This window comes from Haloarcula marismortui ATCC 43049, assembly GCF_000011085.1.
Classification (GTDB): Archaea; Halobacteriota; Halobacteria; order Halobacteriales; family Haloarculaceae; genus Haloarcula; species Haloarcula marismortui.
Map to the genome: position 1 here is coordinate 2,135,675 of NC_006396.1, position 21,253 is coordinate 2,156,927.

Genomic DNA, 21,253 nt, shown 5'->3' on the forward strand with positions numbered 1-21,253 from the left:
ATGGCATCGGATCGGTCCCTATCTGAGCTCCGCGAACGCTACGAAGAATTCAAGACGGTACGTGGATGGGAGCAGTTTCACACACCTCAAAACATCGCACAAGCGCTGTCGGTCGAGGCCAGTGAGCTTTTGGAATGCTTCCTCTGGCACGACAATGTCTCCGCTAAGCGAATAAACCAGGATCCGGAATTGCGGGACCAGATCAGAGAGGAACTTGCGGATGTGGTGATCTACGCACTCAGCATGGCAAGTGAACTCGAAATAGATCTTCTCGATGCCGTGGATGAGAAGCTCGAGGCAAATGCAGAAAGATTTGATCCAGAAACCTCAACAGAAATCACTGCACATCTGCAGGAATGGCAGCGTGAGTCACGGGACTAACTACTCATCTTCTCCAATACAGTACTCCTGAGTATGCTGGACAGGCAGACTCTCCGTATGTAATATTTCAGCAATCTGTCCCGGTGTTAGACTGCCCTGTTCCACAGCTTGGTTCATCAGTTCCTCGTAAGTTCCGGTGGGATGGGCAGCATTCGCGCCAGCACACTTACAGTAGTGGTCAACCGCTCTGTCGATGGCTTTGCTCTTGGTCTTCTCACCGGTTGCATCAGTCAACGCGTCAAACATGCGTTCTCGATGGTCGGTTACTCGCAAGCGCATAGAATTGCACACGTCCCCCTCACATCTAGATTTTTCGTCGAACTCAAACGGTCATATCGGGTGAATCCCCGTCAGAATCTCCCATTGATTGTAGATCAAGATTTGTCAGTGATTGCGAACCGACGTTTCTGCACACGCCACGGTTGATCTGTGTGTGCAATATCGGTGATTTGTTTCTCTGGAACTGCGACCCCTGGGGATAGATCAGACTACACAACATCAGAAGGGTTTGGCTGTCCCTCTTATCAGGTTATCTCCCTCAAATATTTTACAGAGGAAGTGATAGAAACAATGTGACTATTACAGATAGTGAATTAAAAAAGAAAGTCAATCCAGCACCTGATAAAGTTACCAAGTCGATTCTGATTGTACCGACAGATCCAGACACAGGCCGATCTGACGACCGAGGTGCCAAATTCTGCAACTACGTCGCTGAACAGGGAGAAATAAAAGGGAAAGGAGCCCCATCGAACAGACAGCGTCAGGTCCTCCGTGAGATGGGAACTGCAAAAAATGCAGACAAAATAATCAATATTCACCTTGGTCGGTTGGAAGAAACAGAGAGAGAATATGAGAGTGTATTTGATCTTTGGTGGGAGATAGCTGAAACGGTTGATTTCTTTTGGGATCGCTGTCATGGTGAGGACGATATAGAAGGTGAGAGCATACAACACAAAGCAGGTCTAACAGGATATCTCATGTGGACTTCTCAGATAGATACCTCTCAGTGGGATATAGACTGGACAATGGAGAAATGCTTTAGATTAGTAAGGGAAGCAAATCAGAAAAGCAAATGGAACTCGCTTAGTGATAGAGAGGTTATAAATAAAGTATCTGAGGAGATTAGTACTATTCTCATATTGTTTCCGGAGGATGAAATTAGTCGCGAAAAAGTCCGAGATTATTTGGAGAAAGAATTCAGCAAAAAGAGTCGGTTAGATGTTTGGGAATCTTTGTCCAATAAAAAGAGAGAGGGGCTCATTACAGATACACTTTCTAAATATAATTCGGAGAATAACCAGTGATTCTCTGGGTCGGTATGAGCAGTCTGGAGGTTTTTTACATCGTTGGACTAACCAATTCTAGTCGATAGTCACCATCGCTTTCCTCACCAAGGCTCTCAACCTTGGCCCAGTGGTTACCCACCAGCTCCCCATCCTCGTCGACGACACCGCGCTCGCGAAGATCGTCTATCGGTATCGAGACGGTCACACAGCCGCCTGCCGGGGAGAGTTTTCGCATCTCCATGCCACCGGCGGTGCAGTCCCGATACTAAAATTTACTGAGTCCCGGGAATACTACGATTCGGTGCTTTCTAGCCAGCAGACTGCACGGCCGGAATACGGTCGTACCCACGGCCGGTGCAACCCATGTTCGGAAAGATAGACATCGAAGACGCTCTGGCCGGTGTGATTTTCACCGCCAGCGCGTTCGTCACCAACGGTATCGCTTCGATCAGTCTGCTCGGCTACGACCTCTCGGCAGCTGTCTTCTCTGCCCAGGGAACGAGCATCGACCTCGCGTTTCTGCTATCGCTCGCCGCCCTGGCGATGGCATACGCCACCAACCGCGTCAACGAGAGTCGTAACAAGAACTACCAGCTCGACACCGATCTCGTCGAGATCGCTAAAGGCTCGGCCACTGTCGAAACCTACCTCGCGCTCGGGACGCTCGTCATCGTCCTGTTCACCGGGCTGAACATCCTCGGCGCGCAGGATATCGTGGTTGGGTCGGCCGCTATCGGCCTTGTCGTCGTTGCCGTCGAGGCCGCCGGCTACTACGTCATCAGTTACCTGGGGTGACTCCGATGGACCGCATACTCAGCTATGGGCTTATGGGCGTCATCGGCGTCTCTGGGTCCACAATTGCCGCGGCTGTCATCGGCTCCCCGCTCCCCGTTGTCAGTCCCACCGTCGTCGCCGGCGGCGTGATCGCCGCGCACCACGCACAGCAGAAGGATACCGCCGCCGGCGCTGACGATCAGGAGGTTCGCGCCAGCGTCGAGCAGGTCGAAGCCGACGGGGGGCGAGAACAGTGACCCGCGCCGGCTCGGTCTTGCTCGCTGCGCTCATCGTCTGCTCCGCCGTCATCGGGGCCGCCGGTCCTGCGCTGGCACAGACGACGGAGACAGATACGCCCCAGTCCGACACTACCACGTTGGAGTTTAACGGCGGTGAGAACATCTTAGTCGTGGATACGACGGATATGAGCGGAACCGTCACTGTCACGTTCTCAACGAAGGAAGTCGAAGGGTCCGGTGGCAGTTCTCAACCGCTCGTCAAAGAGGAGTTCGACACCACGACAACCGACGGCGTGGCGATGGCTAATCTCGGCGCATACGACACTGTGACCGCGACTGTCGAAGGAGAGGGAACGCCCACGACCTCAACCCACGGCGGGCGTGCCGTCATGCCTGACGGCTACACCATGCTTGGCGGGACCGGCGGAGACGCCGATATACAGTGTGGCATTATGGAATCCATTGGCCGAGCAGTTGACTCTGGTTTCACACAACTCGACTGTACGGCAAATCCGGGCACTACCACTGTCAACACGACCGGTACGGACGCCCAGCAGACGAAATTAGATATCTACCAATCCGCTCAGAACAGCAAGGCACAAGCTGACAACTACCAGACGACGCTGGATAACTACCTGTCGGATACAAAGACTCAGGCCCGGATTATCGGCAAGAACGCCTATATCAGGTCGTTGAACAACGGTAGTAGCAAGTCTGCGGCCAAGACTGAGGCAAAACAGGCAGTACAGGACTACTATTCCGTAAAACAGGAGAATCTAATTGCTGAGTGGAACACTCAAATCGAACACTGGAAGTATCTCCGTAGCACTGCTGAAAGCGAGTCCGGTATTGATTCGCGGTTTGTCCGCGTCGATGATGCGGACTACTACAGTGAACCGTACACCTATTATGACCGCTATACTGGCAATAGCGGCACTGAAACCAAGACTCTCGTTAACGGAACCACAGTTGACTCCGCGACCTTCGAGGTCGAGGAGGTTGCTGATGATGGCGGTACGACAATCAACAATCAGGAAACGGTCGGCATCGAGTCCGGTGTGCTTGACTCCAATATTGATACCCGATGGCTCGGTGTCTCGTCTACTGACACCACGGACGGACCCGTTAAGATGGTCGTGTTCGAGGACTATGAGACCTCATACGCGGCAATAGAGTCCCAGAGCGATACTGTTGAATCTAACATGGACACGCTGGCAGAGAACACGTATAGCGCCTATCAGCAGGGCGAAATCAACAGTAGCGACCTCGTGGACCCATATATGCTCTCGTCCCAGCAGTCACCGGGCGACGACTTTCAGGGCTGGACCGCTGCGCAGTTGACCCTGCTCGGGACCAACAGCCCCGAGAACTTCGACCAGATCGGGAGCTTCAACGTCACCACTGAATCCGGCACGCAGTACGAGGGCGTTCTGTTCTCGCAGGAGAACCCAGCCAGCGGTCAGTTCGAGAACGGGACGACCTACAACACGTCTAACATTGGTGGCACGCAGTACGTCGTTACCTCGGATCGCATTGTCGAACTGGATGGTGAGTTCACCATCGACAGTATCTCGACGCAGGACGGCCAGACCGTCCAGAACGTCACAATCGAGAAAACGACGTACGAAACCTCGAACGTCACCGAACTCAAGCAACAGTACGAGGATCTGGCATACAAGCGCGCACAGATCGAAGCCCGTGAGAAGGCCCTGAAACAGTCCGCTGGCGGTGGCTTGCTCGGTGGCGGCAGTGTTCCGCCCGTCGTTGCATTGGCCGTCATCGGCACGCTACTGGCTATCGTCGTTCTCCAGAACTAACCCACCCATGCGTTCCATTTTCTTCGTCGCGCTGCTCGTGGTCAGCCTCGGCTGCGTCAGCGCCCCGACCGCCGCACAGTCCGCGGGCAACCTCCCCGCCGAAACACCCGGCCCACAGCCCACAGCCAACGCTACCGACACCACCCGTATCGACGGACAGACCGAGATTATCGGCTCGGAGTATCTACCAGACGAGGGTATCGCTCGCATCACCCTCCGGTCGAGCGCGGTACAAACCGTGACGATCTCCGACGCCGGCCGCTTCCAGGAAGGCGGGAAGATTCCCGTCCGCACGGTTGCCATGCGCTCGGACGACACCGCTACTGTCGAGATTCCCGTCACCGAAAAAGACGGCTACGTGGGTGTCGCCATTTCTACGGCGAACACCCCACTGTACGCCGAAATCGTACAACAGCCCTCCGGTGGCGGACTCGACATACTCCGTGCGCTCTCGTCGTTACAGGCGTGGCTCGCCGGGGCAACTGTCGCGTTCGTCTGGATGATCGTCGCCGGCTACAACGTAATTCGCGGCGAGAATGGCCGTCCGGAGGTAGCATGAAGCCCGCACCCACCTTCCAGAACAACCGCGACCGGCTTGTCTACCTGCTGGCCGAGTACAAGCTACTTATCGGTGGGATGCTCGCCGGTGCGGCCGTGCTGTTCGCCTACTACCAGCCACAATTGCCGACCCTGCCGACGTGGATTCCCGCCGTCGCCGTCGGCTGGCTCGTGCTGGCGATCCCCTGCTATCTCGTCGGTGCGAAGATCGCCCGCTGGCTCCGTCGCCGCAACTGGGTCGAAGTCCATCACGTCAACGCCGTCGAGGACACCACCGAGAAGTACTACGTCCCGCCGGAACTCTGGCGGGAGAAGGAAATCGACGGTCCCGATCCGTACCCCGTCAACGGCGGCAGTGCGTGGGCAGTCCGCGAGTACGAGTATCTCGAAGACATCGGCCAGCTCCGCGTCGAGGGCGTCTGGCTCGAAGGTTGCCAAGACACCCAGCTGATGACCAGCAAGAAACAGATGCAGGACATCCACGGCTGGCTCATCGACCGCGCCGAAGAACTCGCTGCTATCCGTGGCCGATGGAGTCGCGGCAGCGTCGAGCTGCAAAAGAAGCTCGTCACTGCTGACGCCGAAGCCAACGAGCGCGGCCAGATGATTCAGAAAACAGCTGCCAAGGAAACCTTCGGCGACCTCATCGAAGACGGCAAGAATCCCGAAGACGCACCCACCATCCACGACCTCACCGACGCGCCCGACCCTACGGCGGACGCCGCTGTGGGCTATGGGCAGGACGAACCGACCAACGAGCAACCGCAGGACCCTCAACTAAACGATGACTGACGACAGCGACCTCTACACGCCCGCACAGTTCCGCGAGTATCAGGACGGCTACGGCCAACGTGATCCTGACGAGGTACACCAACACGCCGGAATCGTGCGCGATGAGAAGCTATCCCGCTACCTCTCGATTCTCGAAACCCACTACGACCCGCGACACTGTGACCGACCAGAGAAGATGCCAGGTCAGGCCAAGGACCTCTCACACGTTCGGGAAATCGTCCGCATCGAAGGGACCGAAACGGCACGGCGAGCCATGGCGAATGGCGATATGCAGTCACTCAAGCACTTCACCGGAGACGCCGGCCAACGGGCCGATATCTCGGGAATCAAAGCCATCGATCAGCTACGGGCACAGATGACCGGCCCCGCACCGATGTTCTACGAATGGGCCGAACCCGGTACAGGGAAGTCAAACTTCGCCTGTCTACTCGGACAGCTCTGGGAGGAACAGGCCCTCGGATGCTTTGGTCGCTTCGAATATTCGAACTCTCGAAGAAACTGATGAGTGGACCGACTCTGACGGCGACCGTCGTGACGGCTGGCTGGCGAACTACGGCGAACTGAACGAGTGGCTGAAACAGGACGGTGACCCGATGCACAACGAACAGGTTCCGAAGCTATTCATCTTTGACGAGGCCAGCAGCAACGCGGGCGGAAGCGGGAAAGACGGCTACGACACAAAAACCAAGCTCGGGCCGCTCACGTACAAGATCCGGAAGTACGGCGGTTCGCTCATCATCATCGGCCACGACGGCCGCGACGTCCACCCGCTCGTTCGGGAACTCGGTGTGTGCGTCCACAAAGAGGGGCTAAAAGAAGCGACGTTCTACGAAGACGTACGAAACCGGAAGGGCGTCAACCCGATCTTCTCAGTATCGGGCATCCCCGAAACGGACTGGCGATATGACGACAAGGAACCGACTACGTGGTCGTGGTCGAGCGGCGAGGATGACGATGACGAAGTGGACCCGGAAGACCTCTCTCGAAAGCTCGCGATCTATACAGTCATCACCGCGAAGGAATCTGAACCGGACAGACCAAATCACGAAATCGCCGATTTCGTGCCGTACAGCGCCGAGTGGGTCCGTCAGCGCTGGAACGAGTATCAGGACAACGGAAAGCACCGAAACGTAGTTGGTGAGGTGACGGAGCTAACCGCATGACAGCGGCAGGATTCGAGCAACCCAACAACAACCAACCCCCCGGCGCAGCCCTGTTATTGGCCCATGGCGTGCGCTCGCGGTGCGAGCACGCGCGAGCCATGGGCAACGGCCGCGAACAGCCCGGAGGAGTATCTATATATGACGCACGCGAGGTGCGCGAATGAGTCGGAGCCACAAGGCCAATCACTACGGCACGCTCGTCGAGCGGAAAGCCGCCGAGCGGTACAACCTCGAACTAGATCGATGCAGCTGGCATGACGCGAAACGACCGGACGGAGCGCCGGTCGAAATCAAATCCGCGATGCATCGGCACGCAGATGGGCAGCCCGGTACGTTCAAGCTCTATGATCAATACCACGAGCGGCTACGGGCGGCGAATGGATGGTATGTCTTCGGTGTGTATCGGGTTCGTGGCCGAGGTGTGGAGGTGCTGGAGTGGAACGTTCGTCATTCATCGAGATTACCTCGGTTAGAGTGGCACGGGGGTGGCGAACACAGAGATGCTCGTCAAGCCAAAATCAAACTACAAGAATTTCTATCTTCAGCAGAGTAAATAAAGAGCGTTTAGTAGGTGTTAATTCGTCTTTTCGTCGTACACTTTCCGGATCAAGTTCTCCTTATCCGACGATCGATAAACAGATAGTCCTTTTACATTATCTTGGAATAATTTCGGATACTCATCACGGGAAACTTCCACCGCGTTGACAAGTGGTAGCGACTTAACATAGTAGTCTGAGTTGGCATCTTTTTCATATGGGATTGGCGTCACACTGGAATTGGGGGGCGAAATGCCAATTTTAATATATTTGTTGAGGTTGTATGGGTCCGGATCGTCCAAGTTTTCGCTCCTCTCTCCGTAGTAAGCAGAAACAAGAGCCCCATCAGAGGCTGCCTCCATTGCATTGTAATCCTTTATTGCACTTCCATGATCGTCGTTCTGGTATGCACTTTTTGACCAAACTGGACCGGTATTCCAATGGATACCGAATGTAGCATCGGCCTCTGGGATATCGTGTCCCGCGTACATGCGGGCTTTAGCTCTATCAGATGGAGCGAAAAAATGAACCGCCCGCATCACAGGTAACTGGTTGACATTTACTGAACGTTCGATTGAGATTTCAATATCTTCCTCAGCGAAGTCTGGTCCCAGCGAAACTCTACCACGGTCGTCGGCTTTTCGAGTAAGGGTTTGTTTCATATGTTTCGAACCACATGCCACTAATTGTGGGATTCATATATATACTTTTTCCCCAGAACCCACAATCAAAGGCAAGTGACGAGCCTATAGGAGTGAGATTGCGATGGCTGTGGGATGTATTTTGATGATGTGGCCTTAGCCACACCTCTAAACGGAATCACAACCCCCCGGGTTTGATTCCGTTCAGGCGATGGGCGGGCCACTGGCCCGATCAAGCCTCAATCACGTCGGCGACCGTGCCGGACAGTGGGAGAAATCGGCAAAACAAGTGGTGTTTCCGGGGTGCTGGACAGTGATGCCTCTCAGCGGGCGGGCCGCTACTCGGTAGCCAGCCAGCGCCAGGCCGTCCCTCGCGAGCCGTCCGAGAGTTGGACCTGGGCCTGCCGGTAGCGTTCTTCTGGCATTCCCGCGTCTTTCCACACCCGGAAGCCTTCGCGAATCGCTTTCCCGTGCTTCTCGATCTCCCCGAACCGCAGGGTCATCTGTGCCTCTCGGGCGTCCTTTACATCGATACCATGGCGAGCTGCCCACGCGATGAACGCGCTCATCGTATTCTCCAGCCCACGTTCGGCTGCTTCCGCGGCCTTCGCCGCGGTATCGACAGCACGGCGAGTGGCTTCACGCGCCTCGTCGACGGCGGCGTGAACCATCTCTGCGACGTACTCCGACCGGAGGGACACATCGGCGTAGTCCGATATCACCAAGTCTTCCATCTCTCGAAGCGCTCGACGGACACTCTCGACATGACGGCCGTACTCGTCGGCGATATCCGCCGGAGCAACCTGCCCGCCGTCTGCTACCAACATCTCCAGGGCTTCCCACTGCACCGGCGAGAGCCCGTCTGAGAGATGGCGCACGACGACACTCTCCTGCTTCTGCTCGACTCGCGTCAGATCCAAGCCCACCGGTTCGGGACCGGAATGGTCCAACTCCGGCTCGAAGTACGAATCTTCGACAAATGGGCCGGAACCAGATGGTGCTATGTCGATACCCGCATCGGCCAGTACAGACAACACAGTCTGATCTAACTCCCGTTCTAGCGTCTCCAAGTCGCGCCACCGGACAGTTTCGTCATCATCCAGTAGCGATGCCTGCAGGGACGAACCGACCTTCGGGTGGGATAGCGGATGGTCGTCGGGCACAGACAGCGCCTCACGGGCGTAGTAGTGCTTCACCTCCTTGGGGAGGTGGTGGTCGGGGAACGCTTCTCGAATCCGCTTCGGTCCGAGTGTGGCCGTGTGGTAGTATCCTGGCAGGTTCCGCCCGCGCTCATCGTCATCGTTCTGGACGACCTTCCGATAGCCGCGGCGGTCGGATTCTAACAGGTGGCCCATCGCCGCAATCGGCCCATCGCGAGCATGGACCGGTCCACTGGCGTCGCGATGAATCCGGGCGTACTTCTCTGCGTCCTGAACGTTGCTGTAGAGGTGTGGCTCCTCGAAGTACCGACCGGTGACCCCGATCTCGATGGCTGCCCGCTGCAGTAGCTCGGGATATCGATGGAACTCGATATTCGAGCCCTTCACGCGGACATTTACACCTTCGCCGAAGCCGTCCGGAACGGGAATCTCGATACGGCTGCCGTCGTCACGCTCGCCCTGCATCGCGGGCCAGCGTGGGGCAACATGGGCTACGAAATCCTGCTGACCGACCGAATCCTCTTCGGGATGACGAGCGACCTTCAGCCGGTACTCGCGCATATTCTGCAGCTGCCAGTCCGTTCCCTGTGGTGTCCGCTCGCCGGGGTGAACGATATTGCTGTCCTGGTAGGAGAGACGAACGACCCACCGCTCGCCGTCCTGCAGGAACTCGCCGCTCTTTGACCCCTCACCAGCCTTGACCTCACTGTCCAGTGCGAAAAACGGCGCAAGGCCGTCGCTATTGAACAGGAGATTGGCGTGGAGTTCGTGAGGGGCCAGCCCTATCGTTCGCATCGCCCCCCATCAGTCTTGACGGCAGCCACCGCCCGCTCGACCTCGGCTTGACTCTCCGCAAGCGGTTGGAGATTCGTCCAGTCGAACTGAAGGGGTTCACCCGCTTCGACGTCGTACAATTCTGCGGCGCGGACGAACCCAGTCACGCCGGAACCACCTCCATTTTTTCACGAGCACGAGCAAGGAGGTTGCCCACAGTACCGGGTGAACGGCCAGTCCTGCGAGCGTACTCCCGTGGCCCATACTGACCCATGCCCACAGCCTCGTACACCTCTCTCTCGGCATCAGTCAGTGGCGACAGGTCCGGTTCGTAATCGAAGAGAGAGGACTGTGGACTCACAGGCTCTCACCCCCGTCAGTTCGTGCTTCCACTCGACCTCCCTGGTTCCGCTGTGGCTGGTCTTGCGGGTCTGGGTAGTCGAGTTCTTTCCCAGCTGCAGTTCCCCGAGAGATGCGGGGCATACAGTCACAGGCTGGACAGCGGTGGGCGATATCATCGCCATCGCCGAAGGTCCGCCGGAAGTCACGCGAAACGTGTGCCCCGCAGTGCCGGCAGTTCGACTTCTCGATAGTTGCGTTCTCGACAAGTCGGTTACTCAAGAGAAACCACCCCCGCCCAGGAAGCGGCCAAATCCTTCGCAAAATCGCAAGACTGCACCCCAGATGATGCGTAACCGTTCGTGGTTCGATTTGATTTCGAGTTTATACGCAGATGGATCTGCGAGAAAGATTCAGATAGAAGGGCGGAACTGGCGCTTTTCGGGATAGTTCGCCAGAACGAAGTAACGCTATGGACTCGCCGGGATTTGAACCCGGGGCCTCTTCCTTGCGAAGGAAGCGATCTGCCACTGATCTACGAGCCCGCGTGGTCTGCCACTCGAACGCGGAGTTATAAAAACCCTGCGCGTGAGAGCGGCCTTCGATAGCGATTCACACTGTCCCGGCCAGCGGTTCGGACGGGTGGCACACCGACGCTGTCGCGAAGCGACAGCCCTCGGGGATCAGTCCTCGAGGACGATCTCGATGGAGACGTCGTTGGGAACCTGGATGCGCATCAGCTGGCGCAGTGCCCGTTCGTCGGCGTCGATATCGATGAGCCGCTTGTGGACGCGCATCTCCCAGTGTTCCCACGTTGCAGTCCCCTCACCGTCAGGGGACTTGCGGCTGGGAACCTCCAGCGTCTTGGTTGGGAGCGGAACCGGACCGGAGAGTTCGACGCCGGTCTTGTTCGCGATCTCTCGCACGTCCGCGCAGATGTCGTCGAGGTCCTCGGGGCTTGTGCCCGCGAGCCGAACGCGTGCCTGCTGGGACATACGTTATCGCTCGTTGACGCCGAGGACTTTGCCGGCGGCGATGGTCTGACCCATGTCGCGGATAGCGAACGAGCCGAGCTCCGGAATCTCGGAGGACGGCTCGATGCTGAGTGGCTTCTGTGGGCGGACCGTCACGACGGCAGCGTCCCCGTTCTGGATGAAGTCAGGGTTCTCCTCGGCGACCTCGCCGGAGGATGGGTCGATCTTCTTGTCGATGGACTCGACGGTACAGGCGACCTGTGCCGTGTGAGCGTGGAAGACCGGCGTGTAACCCTCGGTGATGACGGACGGGTGCTGCATCACGACAATCTGGGCCTGGAAGGTCTCGGCGACCGATGGCGGGTCGTCGGCCGGACCACAGACGTCACCGCGTCGGATGTCGTCCTTGCCGACGCCACGGACGTTGAACCCGACGTTGTCACCGGGCTCGGCCTTCGGGACTTCCTCGTGGTGCATCTCGACGGTCTTCACTTCACCGGAGACGTCAGACGGCTGGAAGCTGACGTTGTCGCCCGTGTTCAGGATACCCGTCTCGACACGGCCAACCGGGACCGTACCGATACCGGAGATGGTGTAGACGTCCTGAATCGGCAGTCGGAGCGGCGCGTCCGTCGGCGGCTCCGGTGCCGGCAGCTCGTTGAGTGCTTCCAGCAGGATTTCGCCGTCGTACCAGCCCGTGTGCTCGGACTCCTCGGCGATGTTGTCGCCTTCGAATGCGGAGACCGGGATGAACTTGGCGTTCTCGGAGTCGAAGCGGACCTGAGTGAGGAGGTCCTTGACCTCTTCGACGACCTGCTTGTACTCGGACTCGCCGTAGTCGACGAGGTCCATTTTGTTGACGGCAACGATGAGTTCACCGATGCCCAGAGTGCGGGCCAGGAACACGTGCTCCTGGGTCTGCGGCTGGACACCGTCGTCGGCGGCGACGACCAGGACGGCGTTGTCGGCCTGGGACGCGCCGGTAATCATGTTCTTCACGAAGTCGCGGTGACCAGGACAGTCCACGATGGTGAAATCGTAGGTGTCGGTGCTGAACTCCTGGTGGGCGATGTCGATGGTGACACCACGCTCACGCTCTTCGGCGAGGTTGTCCATGACGTAGGCGAACTCGAAGCCGCCCTTGCCCTTCTCCTCGGCTTCTTCCTTGTGCTGTTCGATGACGTGCTCCGGTACCGATCCTGTCTCGTACAGGAGTCGGCCGACGAGCGTGCTCTTCCCGTGGTCGACGTGGCCGATAATGGCCAGGTTCTGGTGTTGTTCGTCGCTCATTGTTATCTCTCACGCGCAGAGGCGCTGTATCGGGTTTATTAGCTGGTGGTTCATAAAACGATTTCGAAAGCGTGTAAGCGTCAGGCCGTCGCTTTCTTGCGATTCGGCACGCCATGGCATGGTAGTGTGGCACCCGGAGCGTGTGTTTCGACAACTGACCGGTAGCGCCAGTGTCAGCCGTTTTCAGGGACTCTCAGGTACAGACATCGGACTGGTGAGACAGTCGTTCGACGGTAGCAAAAGAGACGGCGGCCGGTTAAATCGATTCTTCGAGCGAGTGCGCCATGTCGGCGAAGACCGGAGCCTCGAACAGGTCACCGGAGAAGGCTTTGTACGCCATGAACACGAGGCCGACGAAGATGGCGAGGTTAAATACCATCATGAACGGCGCGACCAGCAGAGACACGAACCCTGGCATCATGCCAAAGACGAAGTTGAGGGCAAAACGGAACAGGTACAGTCCGAGGGTGTAGGCAACACTCTGTGCTGTGTTGTACCTGACGAACTCGTTGTCGTCCTCGATGAGGAGAAAGATGATACCGAACGGCAGGAGGTAGGCGACTGCCGCAGCGATGGTTGCCGAGAGACCGAACACGACATCGTCGGCCTCCGCACCCACATTCGTTACCGTCGCTTTACTTGTCATATAGTTCAATATAATAGCGTGTGAAATAATACTTTCTATCCTCGTAAATAAGGCTGATTCAAAGGCGTTTCTGGTAGACAACGCCGCTAAAAACGGAACTGTTCGGCTCGGCGCTACAGTCGGCCGATATCGGCGAGCACCGCGCTCGCCGTCTCCGGGCCGCCGGCACCACGACCGGAGATGTTGAGCTGGCCGGCGTGTTCGGTCTCTAGCTGCGCAATGTTCCGGGTCCCGGAGACGGCGAGCGGCGCGTTGTCCGGCACGAGTCGCGGGCCGACGCGGACGGAGCCTTCAACCACCTCGGCGATGAGCCGGACAGTCCGACCGTCCGCCCGCGCGAGTTCGAGCGCGCTACCGGATATCTCCTGAATCCCTGTCACTTCAGCGTCATCGAGCGTGTACTCCGTCTCGTCATCGGACAGGACGTTCGCGATGATGACGCCTTTCAGCGCCGCGTCGGTGCCGTCCACGTCGAAGGTCGGGTCGGCCTCGGCGACGCCCAAGTCCTGCGCTTCCGCGAGGACGTGCTCGTAATCGAGGCCCTCAGTCGCCATCCGTGAGAGAATGAAGTTCGCCGTGCCGTTGAGTACCCCACGGACGGCGGTGATATGGCTCGGGTCGAAGTCATCGATGGTCGAGAGGATCGGCATCGCACCACCGACAGTCGCCTCGAACAGCACATTCCCCTCGCTTTCGCGCTCCAGCGCGCGAACGTCTGCGTACCGCTCGGCGACCGGGCCTTTGTTCGCCAGCACGGCGTGTCGGTCCCGTTCGAGCGCGGCCTGGATATGTCCGAAGCCGGGTTCGGCGTCGCCGAGCGTCGTCGGCGTTGCCTCGACAAGCACGTCGTACTCAGCCGAAAGCGCGTCTTCGGGTGCACCGCTCCCGACGACGCCGTCGGTTCGTTTCCGGTCGAGAACCGCAGCGGTGTCGATACCGGCGCTGTCGATGACGGCGCTACTGGAGTCAGCAAATGCAGTAACTGAATGGCCGTGGTCGCTCGCCAGTTCGACGACGGAGGAGCCGACGGCGCCGGCTCCGATGACGGCGAGTTTCATGCTTCACCTCCCGCCGCAAGCGGTTCGATGACGTGGAGTCCCTTCTCGTCAGCAACGGTACGAATGGCGGACATCGTCTCGTCGACTGCCCCTTCCTCTGTCGCCAGGCGAATGCGCGCGCTGGAGGCATCGTCGGTGCCCTCCGGGGCCGACAGCGAGAGGTCGGTCACGGTCGCGTCCGTCGATTCGTGAATCCGCGAGAGTGTATCGGAGAGGTCAGTGTTGACGAGGTGGCCGGTGAGGATGATCGTCAGCGCCTCGCTGTACTGCTCGGCTCCGGCCTGAATGACGTTGATACCTGCGTCCCGGAGTGCGTCGACGATCCCGTCGAACCGCTCGGGGGTCGCCTCCAAGTCGACCTCCACGGGGATGTGCCCCCGCGGGGTCACGTTCCCCCGCTCGTGGAAGATAGAGAGGAGGTTCCCGCCGTTCGTGGCGATGGGCTCGAGCGCCCGCAGCAGTTCGCCCGGTTCGTCGACCAGTTCCAGCCGAACTGTGTAGGACCGTACCTCGTCGGTCGAGTCGCTCATCGCCCGCTCACCTCCTGAGTATCTCGGCTCATTGTGGATGACTCAGCAGGGGCACGTATAAGAAACCGTTCGTTTGGTCTCAGGGCAGAAACCGGTCATACAGGTCATCGATCCACTCGTTGTACGCCTCGCCGCGAGGCGACCCCCAGGGGTTACGTGAGAAGTAGTACATCGCCGCGAACATCCCCGCAAGCGTCAGCGCCAGCCCCGTCGGCAGAACGAAACTCCAGATGAACGTCGACGTGCCGGCGATGATAGCAGCCACGAGAAGGTCCACAATCTGATGCAGGCGGTCGCTCATACCGCTCTGTTCAGCGCCGATGGACCTAAACGTGGGGCAAACCACGCTCGTGCCGGATACAGACAGGTGAACGCTACGTTTTTTTGGCTCAGGGCAGAGGGAGTCGTATGTGTACGCCCTCCAAGCTACATCAGTGTCGACAGGCGCAGCGTTGCTCGTCTTCGGACTGTTCGCTGTCGTCGGAGCAGGCATCGGCGGGATCGGAAGCACGGTCGTACAGCGCCTCTCGAACCCCGTCGTCAGATACCGGCAGTTGTTGCTCGGTATCGTTCTCCCGTTCACGCTGCTGTCGTACGTCGTCTTTCTGTTACTTGGACTCGGCCACTTAATTGCCGGCGGACAGACCGGAGTCGTCGGAGCGGTGCTAGCGACGTTCGCCGAACTGCTCGCAGCTGGTCTCGTCGGGCTGGCCGCCTACGCGCCAGCTGTCCCGGGCATCCGCAGCGTTCGGGAGATCAAACTATCGACCAGTCAGGCGGTCATCCGGATGGGTCGGTACATCCTCGGAATCACCGTGCTGGTGACTGTCGTCGTCGCACCGCTTGAGGCCGGACTGTCGTCAGTCGCGCTGTTGGCACTTCTTGCCGCTTTCGGCATCGGCGTACAGGTCATTGCCCCGTGGTTTATCCCACTAGTGCGGTCGGTAGATACGCCGGACGACCAGACGACGGAAACACTGAACCGACTCCGGGAGCGCGCAGGACTGACCGTCCGCGACGTTCGGGTGCTTGACACCGAACAGGAAGGAACCGCGAACGTGATTGTCCGTGGAGCCCCGGGCTACCGTCGCCTGTTCGTGACGAGCACGTTCCTCGACGTGTTTGACGACGAGATGGCAACGGCCCTGCTCGCAGTTCAGGCTGGCCGTCAGGAGGCCCGCGTGCGTGCTCGACTTATCGGTGGCCTGCTCATCGCGCTGGTCCCGGTGTTCGCGGCACTGGCTGACATCGGCCCGCTGTGGCCCCTTGTCGGCGCGAGTCTCGGACTGCTCGTCGTCACCCTGTGGGTCACTCGCCGCGGCGTCCGGGCAGCCGACGACTACGCGGCCGAGGGCGTTGGCCCGGATACCGTCGCGGACGCCCTCGAACGGTACGCCGACGTCCACGACATGGAGCCGCCCCGACGACGACTCGCGAACCCGTTCTCGAAATCGCCACCGCTGGGGAACCGAATCGACCGGTTACGGGAACAAGCGGGAGAATGAGAGCAGTCCTGTAGCGGGGGAGAGACAAGAGAAAGCGGGCAGACGGCATACCGCGCGCCGGCGGCGCGCGGTTTCGCTCCGAGCGCGCTCGCAGAGCGCGACTCGGAGGTCGTTTTTAGCGTAGATTTTTACGAGGAGTGGTTCCCGCAGCGCCGCCGTCGGCGGCGCGAGGAAACCCGACGAAGTAAAAAGGTACTTAGAAGTAGTCGATGGCCGGGTTCAGTTCCTGCTTCATCCCCTTGCGCTCTCGGATCTCGCTGATCTTGTCGGGCTGGAGATTGTCGGCAAGGACCTGGAAGCCGGCGTTTTCGGTGTTCCAGGAGGCACGGCCCTCGGTCGCGGAGCGGATGTCGGAGGAGAAGCCGATCATCTCGTCAACCGGGGCGACGCCTTCGACGACCATCAGGTCGCCTTCCTGGTACATGTCGTCGACGCGGCCACGGCGACCCTGAATCTCGCCGCTCGCAGCGCCCATGTGGTCGTTGGGCACGTCGATGCGGACCTGCTGAATCGGCTCCAGCAGCTTGATGCTGGCGTCAATGAGGGAGTTGTGCACAGCCTCGCGGACGGCCGGGATAACCTGGGCCGGACCGCGGTGGATGGCGTCCTCGTGGAGGCGGGCGTCGTGGAGACGGATGAGCGACCCCTGGACCGGCTCGGACGCGAGCGGACCGTCGTCGAGGGCCTCTTCGAGACCTTCGATGACGAGCTCCATCGTCTCGTTGAGGTGCTGGATACCCTTCGTCTCATCAAGCAGGATGTTGGTCCCGTGGATGTGCTCGATGTTCTGGGAGTCGTCCTTGTCCATACCGGCCTCCTGCAGCGCTTCACGGCGCTCCAGTTCCGGCATGTCCATCGACGCCTCGCCCATCTTGATCGTCTCGACGATGTCCTCGCCGAGCGGCTCGATGCTGATGTAGAAGCGGTTGTGGTTGTTTGGCGACCGACCTTCGACTTCGCGGCTGTCTTCCTGCGGGGCCTCGCGGTAGACAACAATCGGCTCACCGGTGTTGATCGGGATGCCCTGATTGCGCTCGATACGCTGACCGATGACTTCTAGGTGGAGTTCACCCTGCCCGGAGATGAGGTGCTCGCCGGTATCCTCGTTAATTTCGACCTGAATGGTCGGGTCTTCCTTGGCGACCTGCTGGAGCGTCTCGATGAGCTTCGGCAGGTCGTCCATGTTCTGTGCCTCGACGGACTTCGTGATGACCGGCTCCGAGATGTGCTCGATGGACTCGAACGGCGTCATCTCCTCGCTTGAGACGGTGGAGCCAGCGATGGCGTCCTTGAGGCCCGTGACGGCGGCGATATTTCCGGCGGGGACGCGGTCGACTTCCTCGCGCTCGCCACCCATGTAGATGCCGACGCTCTGGATGCGGTTCTTGCCCGCAGTCCCGGAGACGTACAGCTCCTGACCCTTCTCCAGCGTGCCGGAGAAGACACGCCCGGCGGCGATTTCGCCGGCGTGAGGGTCGACACCGATGTCAGTAACCATCAGGACGACTTCGCCGTCCTCGTTGACCAGCCGCATGTCGTCAGCGAGCTGGGATTCGGCGTCACCACGCCAGATACGCGGAACGCGCATCGGCTGGGCGTCGACAGGGTTGGGGAAGTGCTCACACACCATGTCGAGCACCACGTCGGACAGCGGCGTGCGCTCGTGGAGTTCCTGGCGGTTGTCCGCACGTTCGAGCTCCATGATTTCGCCGAAGTCCATGCCGGTCCGCTGCATCGACGGCATCGAGACACCCCACTTGTACAGCGCGGAGCCGAAGCCGACGGTCCCTTCCTCGACGGAGACCGTCCAGTCCTCGATGTCGTCCATCTCCTCGGTCATGCCGCGGATGAGGTCGTTGACGTCCTGGATGACCGCGAGCAGGCGCTTCTGCATCTCTTCAGGGCCTTCCTGAAGTTCGGAGATGAGGCGGTCGACCTTGTTGATGAACAGCGTCGGCTTGACGCCCTCGCGGAGCGCCTGCCGGAGCACCGTCTCGGTTTGGGGCATCGCGCCCTCGACGGCGTCGACGACCACCAGCGCGCCGTCGACGGCACGCATCGCGCGGGTCACGTCGCCACCGAAGTCGACGTGGCCAGGGGTGTCGATAAGGTTGATGAGGTGGTTCTGGTCCTCGTACTCGTGGGTCATCGAAACGTTAGCCGCGTCGATGGTGATCCCACGTTCCTGTTCGTCTTCTTCGGTGTCCATCGCCAGCTGTTCGCCGGCAGTGTCGTCAGAAATCATGCCGGCACCGGCCAGCAGATTGTCTGTCAGTGTCGTCTTTCCGTGATCGACGTGAGCAGCGATGGCGATGTTCCGGATGTGCTCCGGATCGTCCATCAGTGTCTCACATTCTTGGACGATTTTCTTACGTCGGCCCATTATACAGCTTTCTATCAACAGCAGGGTCAAAAGGATAGTGTTTCACTACGGCCGTGACCGCTCGAAATTCGGCCGTTCGCGTGGCATGGTCTGGCATTCCGGCCCGTCGGTAGCCAGAGAGGTATGCGCAGCGATTATAATTATTTGCAGGCAGATGAGTAATGATTGCAAAGGTATTAGCGCCAGCCAGCAGACGGGAGCGTATGACTCGACGTCCACACCTCGACACAATCGCAGTCGATACTGAGACGACGTCAGCAGCAGGGGATGTCACGCTCCCGATACATCTCTCCTCGACCTACGAACTGGCCGGGCTCGACACGGACCTGTCTCTAGAAGACATCAACCCCGGGGACGGGGAGTTTCTCTACTCGCGGCTGTCGAACCCGACACGACACGGCCTCGAACAGGAGTTAGCCGCGCTCGAAGGCGGCGAGCGGGCCTATGCGTTCAGTTCGGGGACAGCAGCCGTTGCAACAGCGGTGCTCTCACTGGTCGAGCCGGGCGACCATGTCGTTGCGTTTGATGACCTGTACGCGGGCACGCGCCGGATGTTCGAAACGCTGTTCCGGGACCAGCTTGGTGTCGACGTGGAGTTCGTCGATGCGACTGATGCCGACGCTGTAGCGGCCGCGATGACGCCGGCAACAGAGCTAGTCTGGGTCGAGACACCAACGAACCCACGCATCAAACTGTGTGATATCGATGCGATTGCGGCCGTCGCCGCCGACTACGACGCGACGGTCGGGGTCGACAACACCTTCGCGAGTCCGTACTTCCAACAGCCGCTGTCGCTCGGTGCGGACCTCGTGGTCCACAGCACAACGAAGTACCTCAACGGCCACAGCGATGCTGTTGGCGGCGCATTGATTACCGACGACCCCGAGGTCGCCGAGCGGGTAGAGTTCCGCCAGCAAATCGCCCTCGGGAATATGCTCGCCCCGTTCGACAGCTATCTCATCTCGCGGGGCATCAAAACGCTGGGCGTTCGGATGACTCGCCACGAGAACAACGCCATGGCCCTTGCGCAGTACCTCGACGACCACGAGCACGTCGAAACGGTCCACTACCCAGGGTTAGAGAGCCACCCGCAGCACGACCTCGCTCGCGAGCAGATGCAGGGCTTTGGCGGCGTGCTCTCGTTCGAACTGGCCGGAGACATGGCCGACGCAAAACAATTTCTCGAAGCTCTAGAGACGGTGACGCTGGCAGTCAGCCTTGGCGGCGTCGAAAGCCTGGCGGAGCTTCCGGCGGCGATGACGCACGAACCGCTCTCACCGGCGGCGCGGGACGAACTCGGCATCTCTGATACGCTCATCCGCCTTTCAGTCGGTATCGAGGATGTCGAGGACCTCCGGGCGGATCTGGAGCGCGGTTTCGCGGCGCTTGAGTCCTGAGCGCTGCGTGCGAACGCTGCCCCCACCCGTGGATTAATAGCTCTGTGGCCCATGAGAAAGTGACACATGGACGTGCACGTGCAGGGTGGGCCGGCCGAACCGTTTCTCGGAGCGAGGGACCTCTTCTCGACGGAACACGACCTGAAACGACCAGTGACAGTCCGGGTCCGGGAGGACCCTGATGAACGTACCCGCGTCAGCCACAGCGACGACGCCCACCGGCTGACAATCTCCCGTCAGGCCGCGACGAGCGCGATGGCCCGCGAGCTGGCGTTACACGAGTACGCACACATGCACCACCACGAATGCGGGCATCCATCGCACACACAATCGACGCGAGAAGCCATCTACCTCGCGCTGGCAGGGCGTTCGGTCGAACAGCGAAAGCTCACGCACTGTTACCAGATCGCCAACCACATGAAAGACGTCTACGCCGACGATATCTGGATGCCAGTGGTGCCCGGCGACAAACTGGTGCCGTTTCTGGAAGCCAGCCTCGCGGCTGCCGTCGCGGACCGGCCCGGCGACCCACCGACGTGGGACCGCTCGACATCGTCAACCCGGGTGCGACAGCCAAGCGAACCGGCCGCGCGGCTGACGCCCGCTGCAGACCCGGATATCACGGCCGTCAACGCAGCGTTCGCCCTTGCGCTGTGTGAACGCCACGACCTGGTCGAGACAGACCACCGGCTGTACGACCTCGCCCATGCCGCGGCCCAGGACGCCGAATCAGTCGATCTGACGGAGTTCAAGCGCCACTTCGCAGCACTCTCGCCCGAGCCAGATGAGTCCGAGTTCCGGAAGGCGCTCGTCGACGTGACTCGCGCATACGCTGGCGGCGGCAGCCGCGCAGCAGACTGAAGCCGAATATCCCTGTCCTATCGGGTCGCTGACGGTCCGTTGTTGTCACACACAGGTGACGCTCTCGTCATCATTGACTGCAGGCTTCGCTCACGCGCAAACGTAGAGTAGCGGGCAGAACTGTTTTTGCGTGGACTTGTGAACTAGTT

At 59.5% G+C, this 21,253-nt stretch carries 24 protein-coding genes, 1 tRNA gene and 1 pseudogene; 12 read left to right on the top strand and 14 right to left on the bottom strand.

Features of this window, described 5'->3' with window-relative positions; genetic code table 11:
• Together RR_RS14680 and RR_RS22110 are read left to right on the top strand one after the other, a co-directional pair.
• Nucleotides 1–381 (top strand): nucleotide pyrophosphohydrolase, encoded by a 381-nt coding sequence (locus RR_RS14680; protein WP_049939000.1) that lies wholly within the window; start codon nt 1–3, stop codon nt 379–381.
• Nucleotides 382–953: 572 nt separating this feature from the next.
• Complete coding sequence (locus RR_RS22110; RefSeq protein WP_137440623.1) at nt 954–1,685, top strand: hypothetical protein; 732 nt, start codon at nt 954–956, stop codon at nt 1,683–1,685.
• A 34-nt stretch (nt 1,686–1,719) separates the two neighbouring features.
• Here the strand turns inward: RR_RS22110 and RR_RS14695 are convergent, their stop codons facing one another.
• Nucleotides 1,720–1,908, bottom strand: coding sequence for a hypothetical protein (locus RR_RS14695; RefSeq protein WP_011224204.1), 189 nt, complete (start codon nt 1,906–1,908; stop codon nt 1,720–1,722).
• 122 nt (nt 1,909–2,030) lie between these two features.
• Here RR_RS14695 and RR_RS14700 point away from each other — a divergent pair, with 122 nt between their 5' ends.
• The 7 genes and pseudogenes from RR_RS14700 to RR_RS21550 all read left to right on the top strand — a co-directional run bounded on the left by RR_RS14700 (nt 2,031) and on the right by RR_RS21550 (nt 7,563).
• Nucleotides 2,031–2,462 carry a hypothetical protein gene (locus RR_RS14700; RefSeq protein ID WP_011224205.1) on the top strand — a complete coding sequence of 144 codons (432 nt, stop codon included), beginning with the start codon at nt 2,031–2,033 and terminating at the stop codon, nt 2,460–2,462.
• A gap of 5 nt (nt 2,463–2,467) precedes the next feature.
• Nucleotides 2,468–2,698 carry a hypothetical protein gene (locus RR_RS14705; RefSeq protein WP_011224206.1) on the top strand — a complete coding sequence of 77 codons (231 nt, stop codon included), beginning with the start codon at nt 2,468–2,470 and terminating at the stop codon, nt 2,696–2,698.
• Entirely contained in the window at nt 2,695–4,497 is a 1,803-nt protein-coding gene (locus RR_RS22475) for a hypothetical protein (protein WP_049939003.1), read from the top strand. The genes RR_RS14705 and RR_RS22475 overlap by 4 nt, the downstream gene beginning before the upstream one ends.
• Nucleotides 4,498–4,504: 7 nt before the next feature.
• Nucleotides 4,505–5,056, top strand: a complete 552-nt coding sequence (locus tag RR_RS14715) for a hypothetical protein (RefSeq protein WP_011224208.1) — start codon at nt 4,505–4,507, stop codon at nt 5,054–5,056.
• The gene (locus RR_RS14720; protein WP_011224209.1) at nt 5,053–5,847 is read left to right on the top strand and encodes a hypothetical protein; all 795 of its coding nucleotides are present in this window, start codon (nt 5,053–5,055) and stop codon (nt 5,845–5,847) included. Before RR_RS14715 ends, RR_RS14720 begins: the two co-directional genes overlap by 4 nt.
• Nucleotides 5,840–7,010: pseudogene (locus RR_RS14725) on the top strand (hypothetical protein). Before RR_RS14720 ends, RR_RS14725 begins: the two are co-directional and overlap by 8 nt.
• 160 nt (nt 7,011–7,170) lie before the next feature.
• Nucleotides 7,171–7,563, top strand: a complete 393-nt coding sequence (locus RR_RS21550; RefSeq protein WP_079890993.1) for a hypothetical protein — start codon at nt 7,171–7,173, stop codon at nt 7,561–7,563.
• Between the two features lie 21 nt (nt 7,564–7,584).
• Here the strand turns inward: RR_RS21550 and RR_RS14730 are convergent, their stop codons facing one another.
• From RR_RS14730 to RR_RS14770, 12 genes are all read right to left on the bottom strand, one after another.
• On the bottom strand, nt 7,585–8,208 hold the full coding sequence (locus RR_RS14730; RefSeq protein WP_137440624.1) for a hypothetical protein: 624 nt from the start codon (nt 8,206–8,208) through the stop codon (nt 7,585–7,587).
• A 317-nt stretch (nt 8,209–8,525) separates the two neighbouring features.
• Nucleotides 8,526–10,142 carry a MarR family transcriptional regulator gene (locus tag RR_RS14735; protein ID WP_011224212.1) on the bottom strand — a complete coding sequence of 539 codons (1,617 nt, stop codon included), beginning with the start codon at nt 10,140–10,142 and terminating at the stop codon, nt 8,526–8,528.
• Nucleotides 10,130–10,288 (bottom strand): hypothetical protein, encoded by a 159-nt coding sequence (locus RR_RS22480; RefSeq protein WP_170221567.1) that lies wholly within the window; start codon nt 10,286–10,288, stop codon nt 10,130–10,132. Before RR_RS22480 ends, RR_RS14735 begins: the two co-directional genes overlap by 13 nt.
• On the bottom strand, nt 10,285–10,482 hold the full coding sequence (locus RR_RS21555; protein ID WP_079890994.1) for a helix-turn-helix transcriptional regulator: 198 nt from the start codon (nt 10,480–10,482) through the stop codon (nt 10,285–10,287). The genes RR_RS22480 and RR_RS21555 overlap by 4 nt, the downstream gene beginning before the upstream one ends.
• On the bottom strand, nt 10,479–10,742 hold the full coding sequence (locus tag RR_RS21560; RefSeq protein ID WP_079890995.1) for a DUF7563 family protein: 264 nt from the start codon (nt 10,740–10,742) through the stop codon (nt 10,479–10,481). Before RR_RS21560 ends, RR_RS21555 begins: the two co-directional genes overlap by 4 nt.
• 191 nt (nt 10,743–10,933) lie before the next feature.
• Nucleotides 10,934–11,005, bottom strand: a tRNA-Ala gene (locus RR_RS14740).
• A 138-nt stretch (nt 11,006–11,143) separates the two neighbouring features.
• Nucleotides 11,144–11,455 (bottom strand): 30S ribosomal protein S10, encoded by a 312-nt coding sequence (gene rpsJ, locus RR_RS14745; RefSeq protein WP_004590697.1) that lies wholly within the window; start codon nt 11,453–11,455, stop codon nt 11,144–11,146.
• 3 nt (nt 11,456–11,458) lie between these two features.
• Nucleotides 11,459–12,724, bottom strand: coding sequence for a translation elongation factor EF-1 subunit alpha (tuf, locus tag RR_RS14750; RefSeq protein WP_007189404.1), 1,266 nt, complete (start codon nt 12,722–12,724; stop codon nt 11,459–11,461).
• Between the two features lie 256 nt (nt 12,725–12,980).
• Nucleotides 12,981–13,370: a DUF4870 domain-containing protein gene (locus RR_RS14755; protein ID WP_011224213.1), complete on the bottom strand. Its 390-nt coding sequence runs from the start codon at nt 13,368–13,370 to the stop codon at nt 12,981–12,983.
• Between the two features lie 113 nt (nt 13,371–13,483).
• Nucleotides 13,484–14,428, bottom strand: a complete 945-nt coding sequence (locus tag RR_RS14760) for a homoserine dehydrogenase (protein ID WP_011224214.1) — start codon at nt 14,426–14,428, stop codon at nt 13,484–13,486.
• Nucleotides 14,425–14,958: an amino acid-binding protein gene (locus RR_RS14765; RefSeq protein ID WP_004959075.1), complete on the bottom strand. Its 534-nt coding sequence runs from the start codon at nt 14,956–14,958 to the stop codon at nt 14,425–14,427. Before RR_RS14765 ends, RR_RS14760 begins: the two co-directional genes overlap by 4 nt.
• 79 nt (nt 14,959–15,037) lie before the next feature.
• Nucleotides 15,038–15,259 carry a hypothetical protein gene (locus RR_RS14770; protein ID WP_049939005.1) on the bottom strand — a complete coding sequence of 74 codons (222 nt, stop codon included), beginning with the start codon at nt 15,257–15,259 and terminating at the stop codon, nt 15,038–15,040.
• A gap of 151 nt (nt 15,260–15,410) precedes the next feature.
• On the opposite strand from RR_RS14770, the gene RR_RS14775 reads away from it, so the two are divergent.
• Nucleotides 15,411–16,463, top strand: a complete 1,053-nt coding sequence (locus RR_RS14775) for a peptidase (protein WP_049939181.1) — start codon at nt 15,411–15,413, stop codon at nt 16,461–16,463.
• A 196-nt stretch (nt 16,464–16,659) separates the two neighbouring features.
• Here RR_RS14775 and RR_RS14780 read toward each other — a convergent pair whose 3' ends face one another.
• Nucleotides 16,660–18,846, bottom strand: coding sequence for an elongation factor EF-2 (locus RR_RS14780; protein WP_004959082.1), 2,187 nt, complete (start codon nt 18,844–18,846; stop codon nt 16,660–16,662).
• A 203-nt stretch (nt 18,847–19,049) separates the two neighbouring features.
• Here RR_RS14780 and RR_RS14785 point away from each other — a divergent pair, with 203 nt between their 5' ends.
• Both RR_RS14785 and RR_RS14790 read left to right on the top strand, forming a co-directional pair.
• Nucleotides 19,050–20,243, top strand: coding sequence for a trans-sulfuration enzyme family protein (locus RR_RS14785; protein ID WP_004959083.1), 1,194 nt, complete (start codon nt 19,050–19,052; stop codon nt 20,241–20,243).
• Nucleotides 20,244–20,309: 66 nt separating this feature from the next.
• Nucleotides 20,310–21,104, top strand: coding sequence for a DUF5781 family protein (locus RR_RS14790; RefSeq protein WP_004959085.1), 795 nt, complete (start codon nt 20,310–20,312; stop codon nt 21,102–21,104).
• Nucleotides 21,105–21,253: the final 149 nt, after the last annotated feature.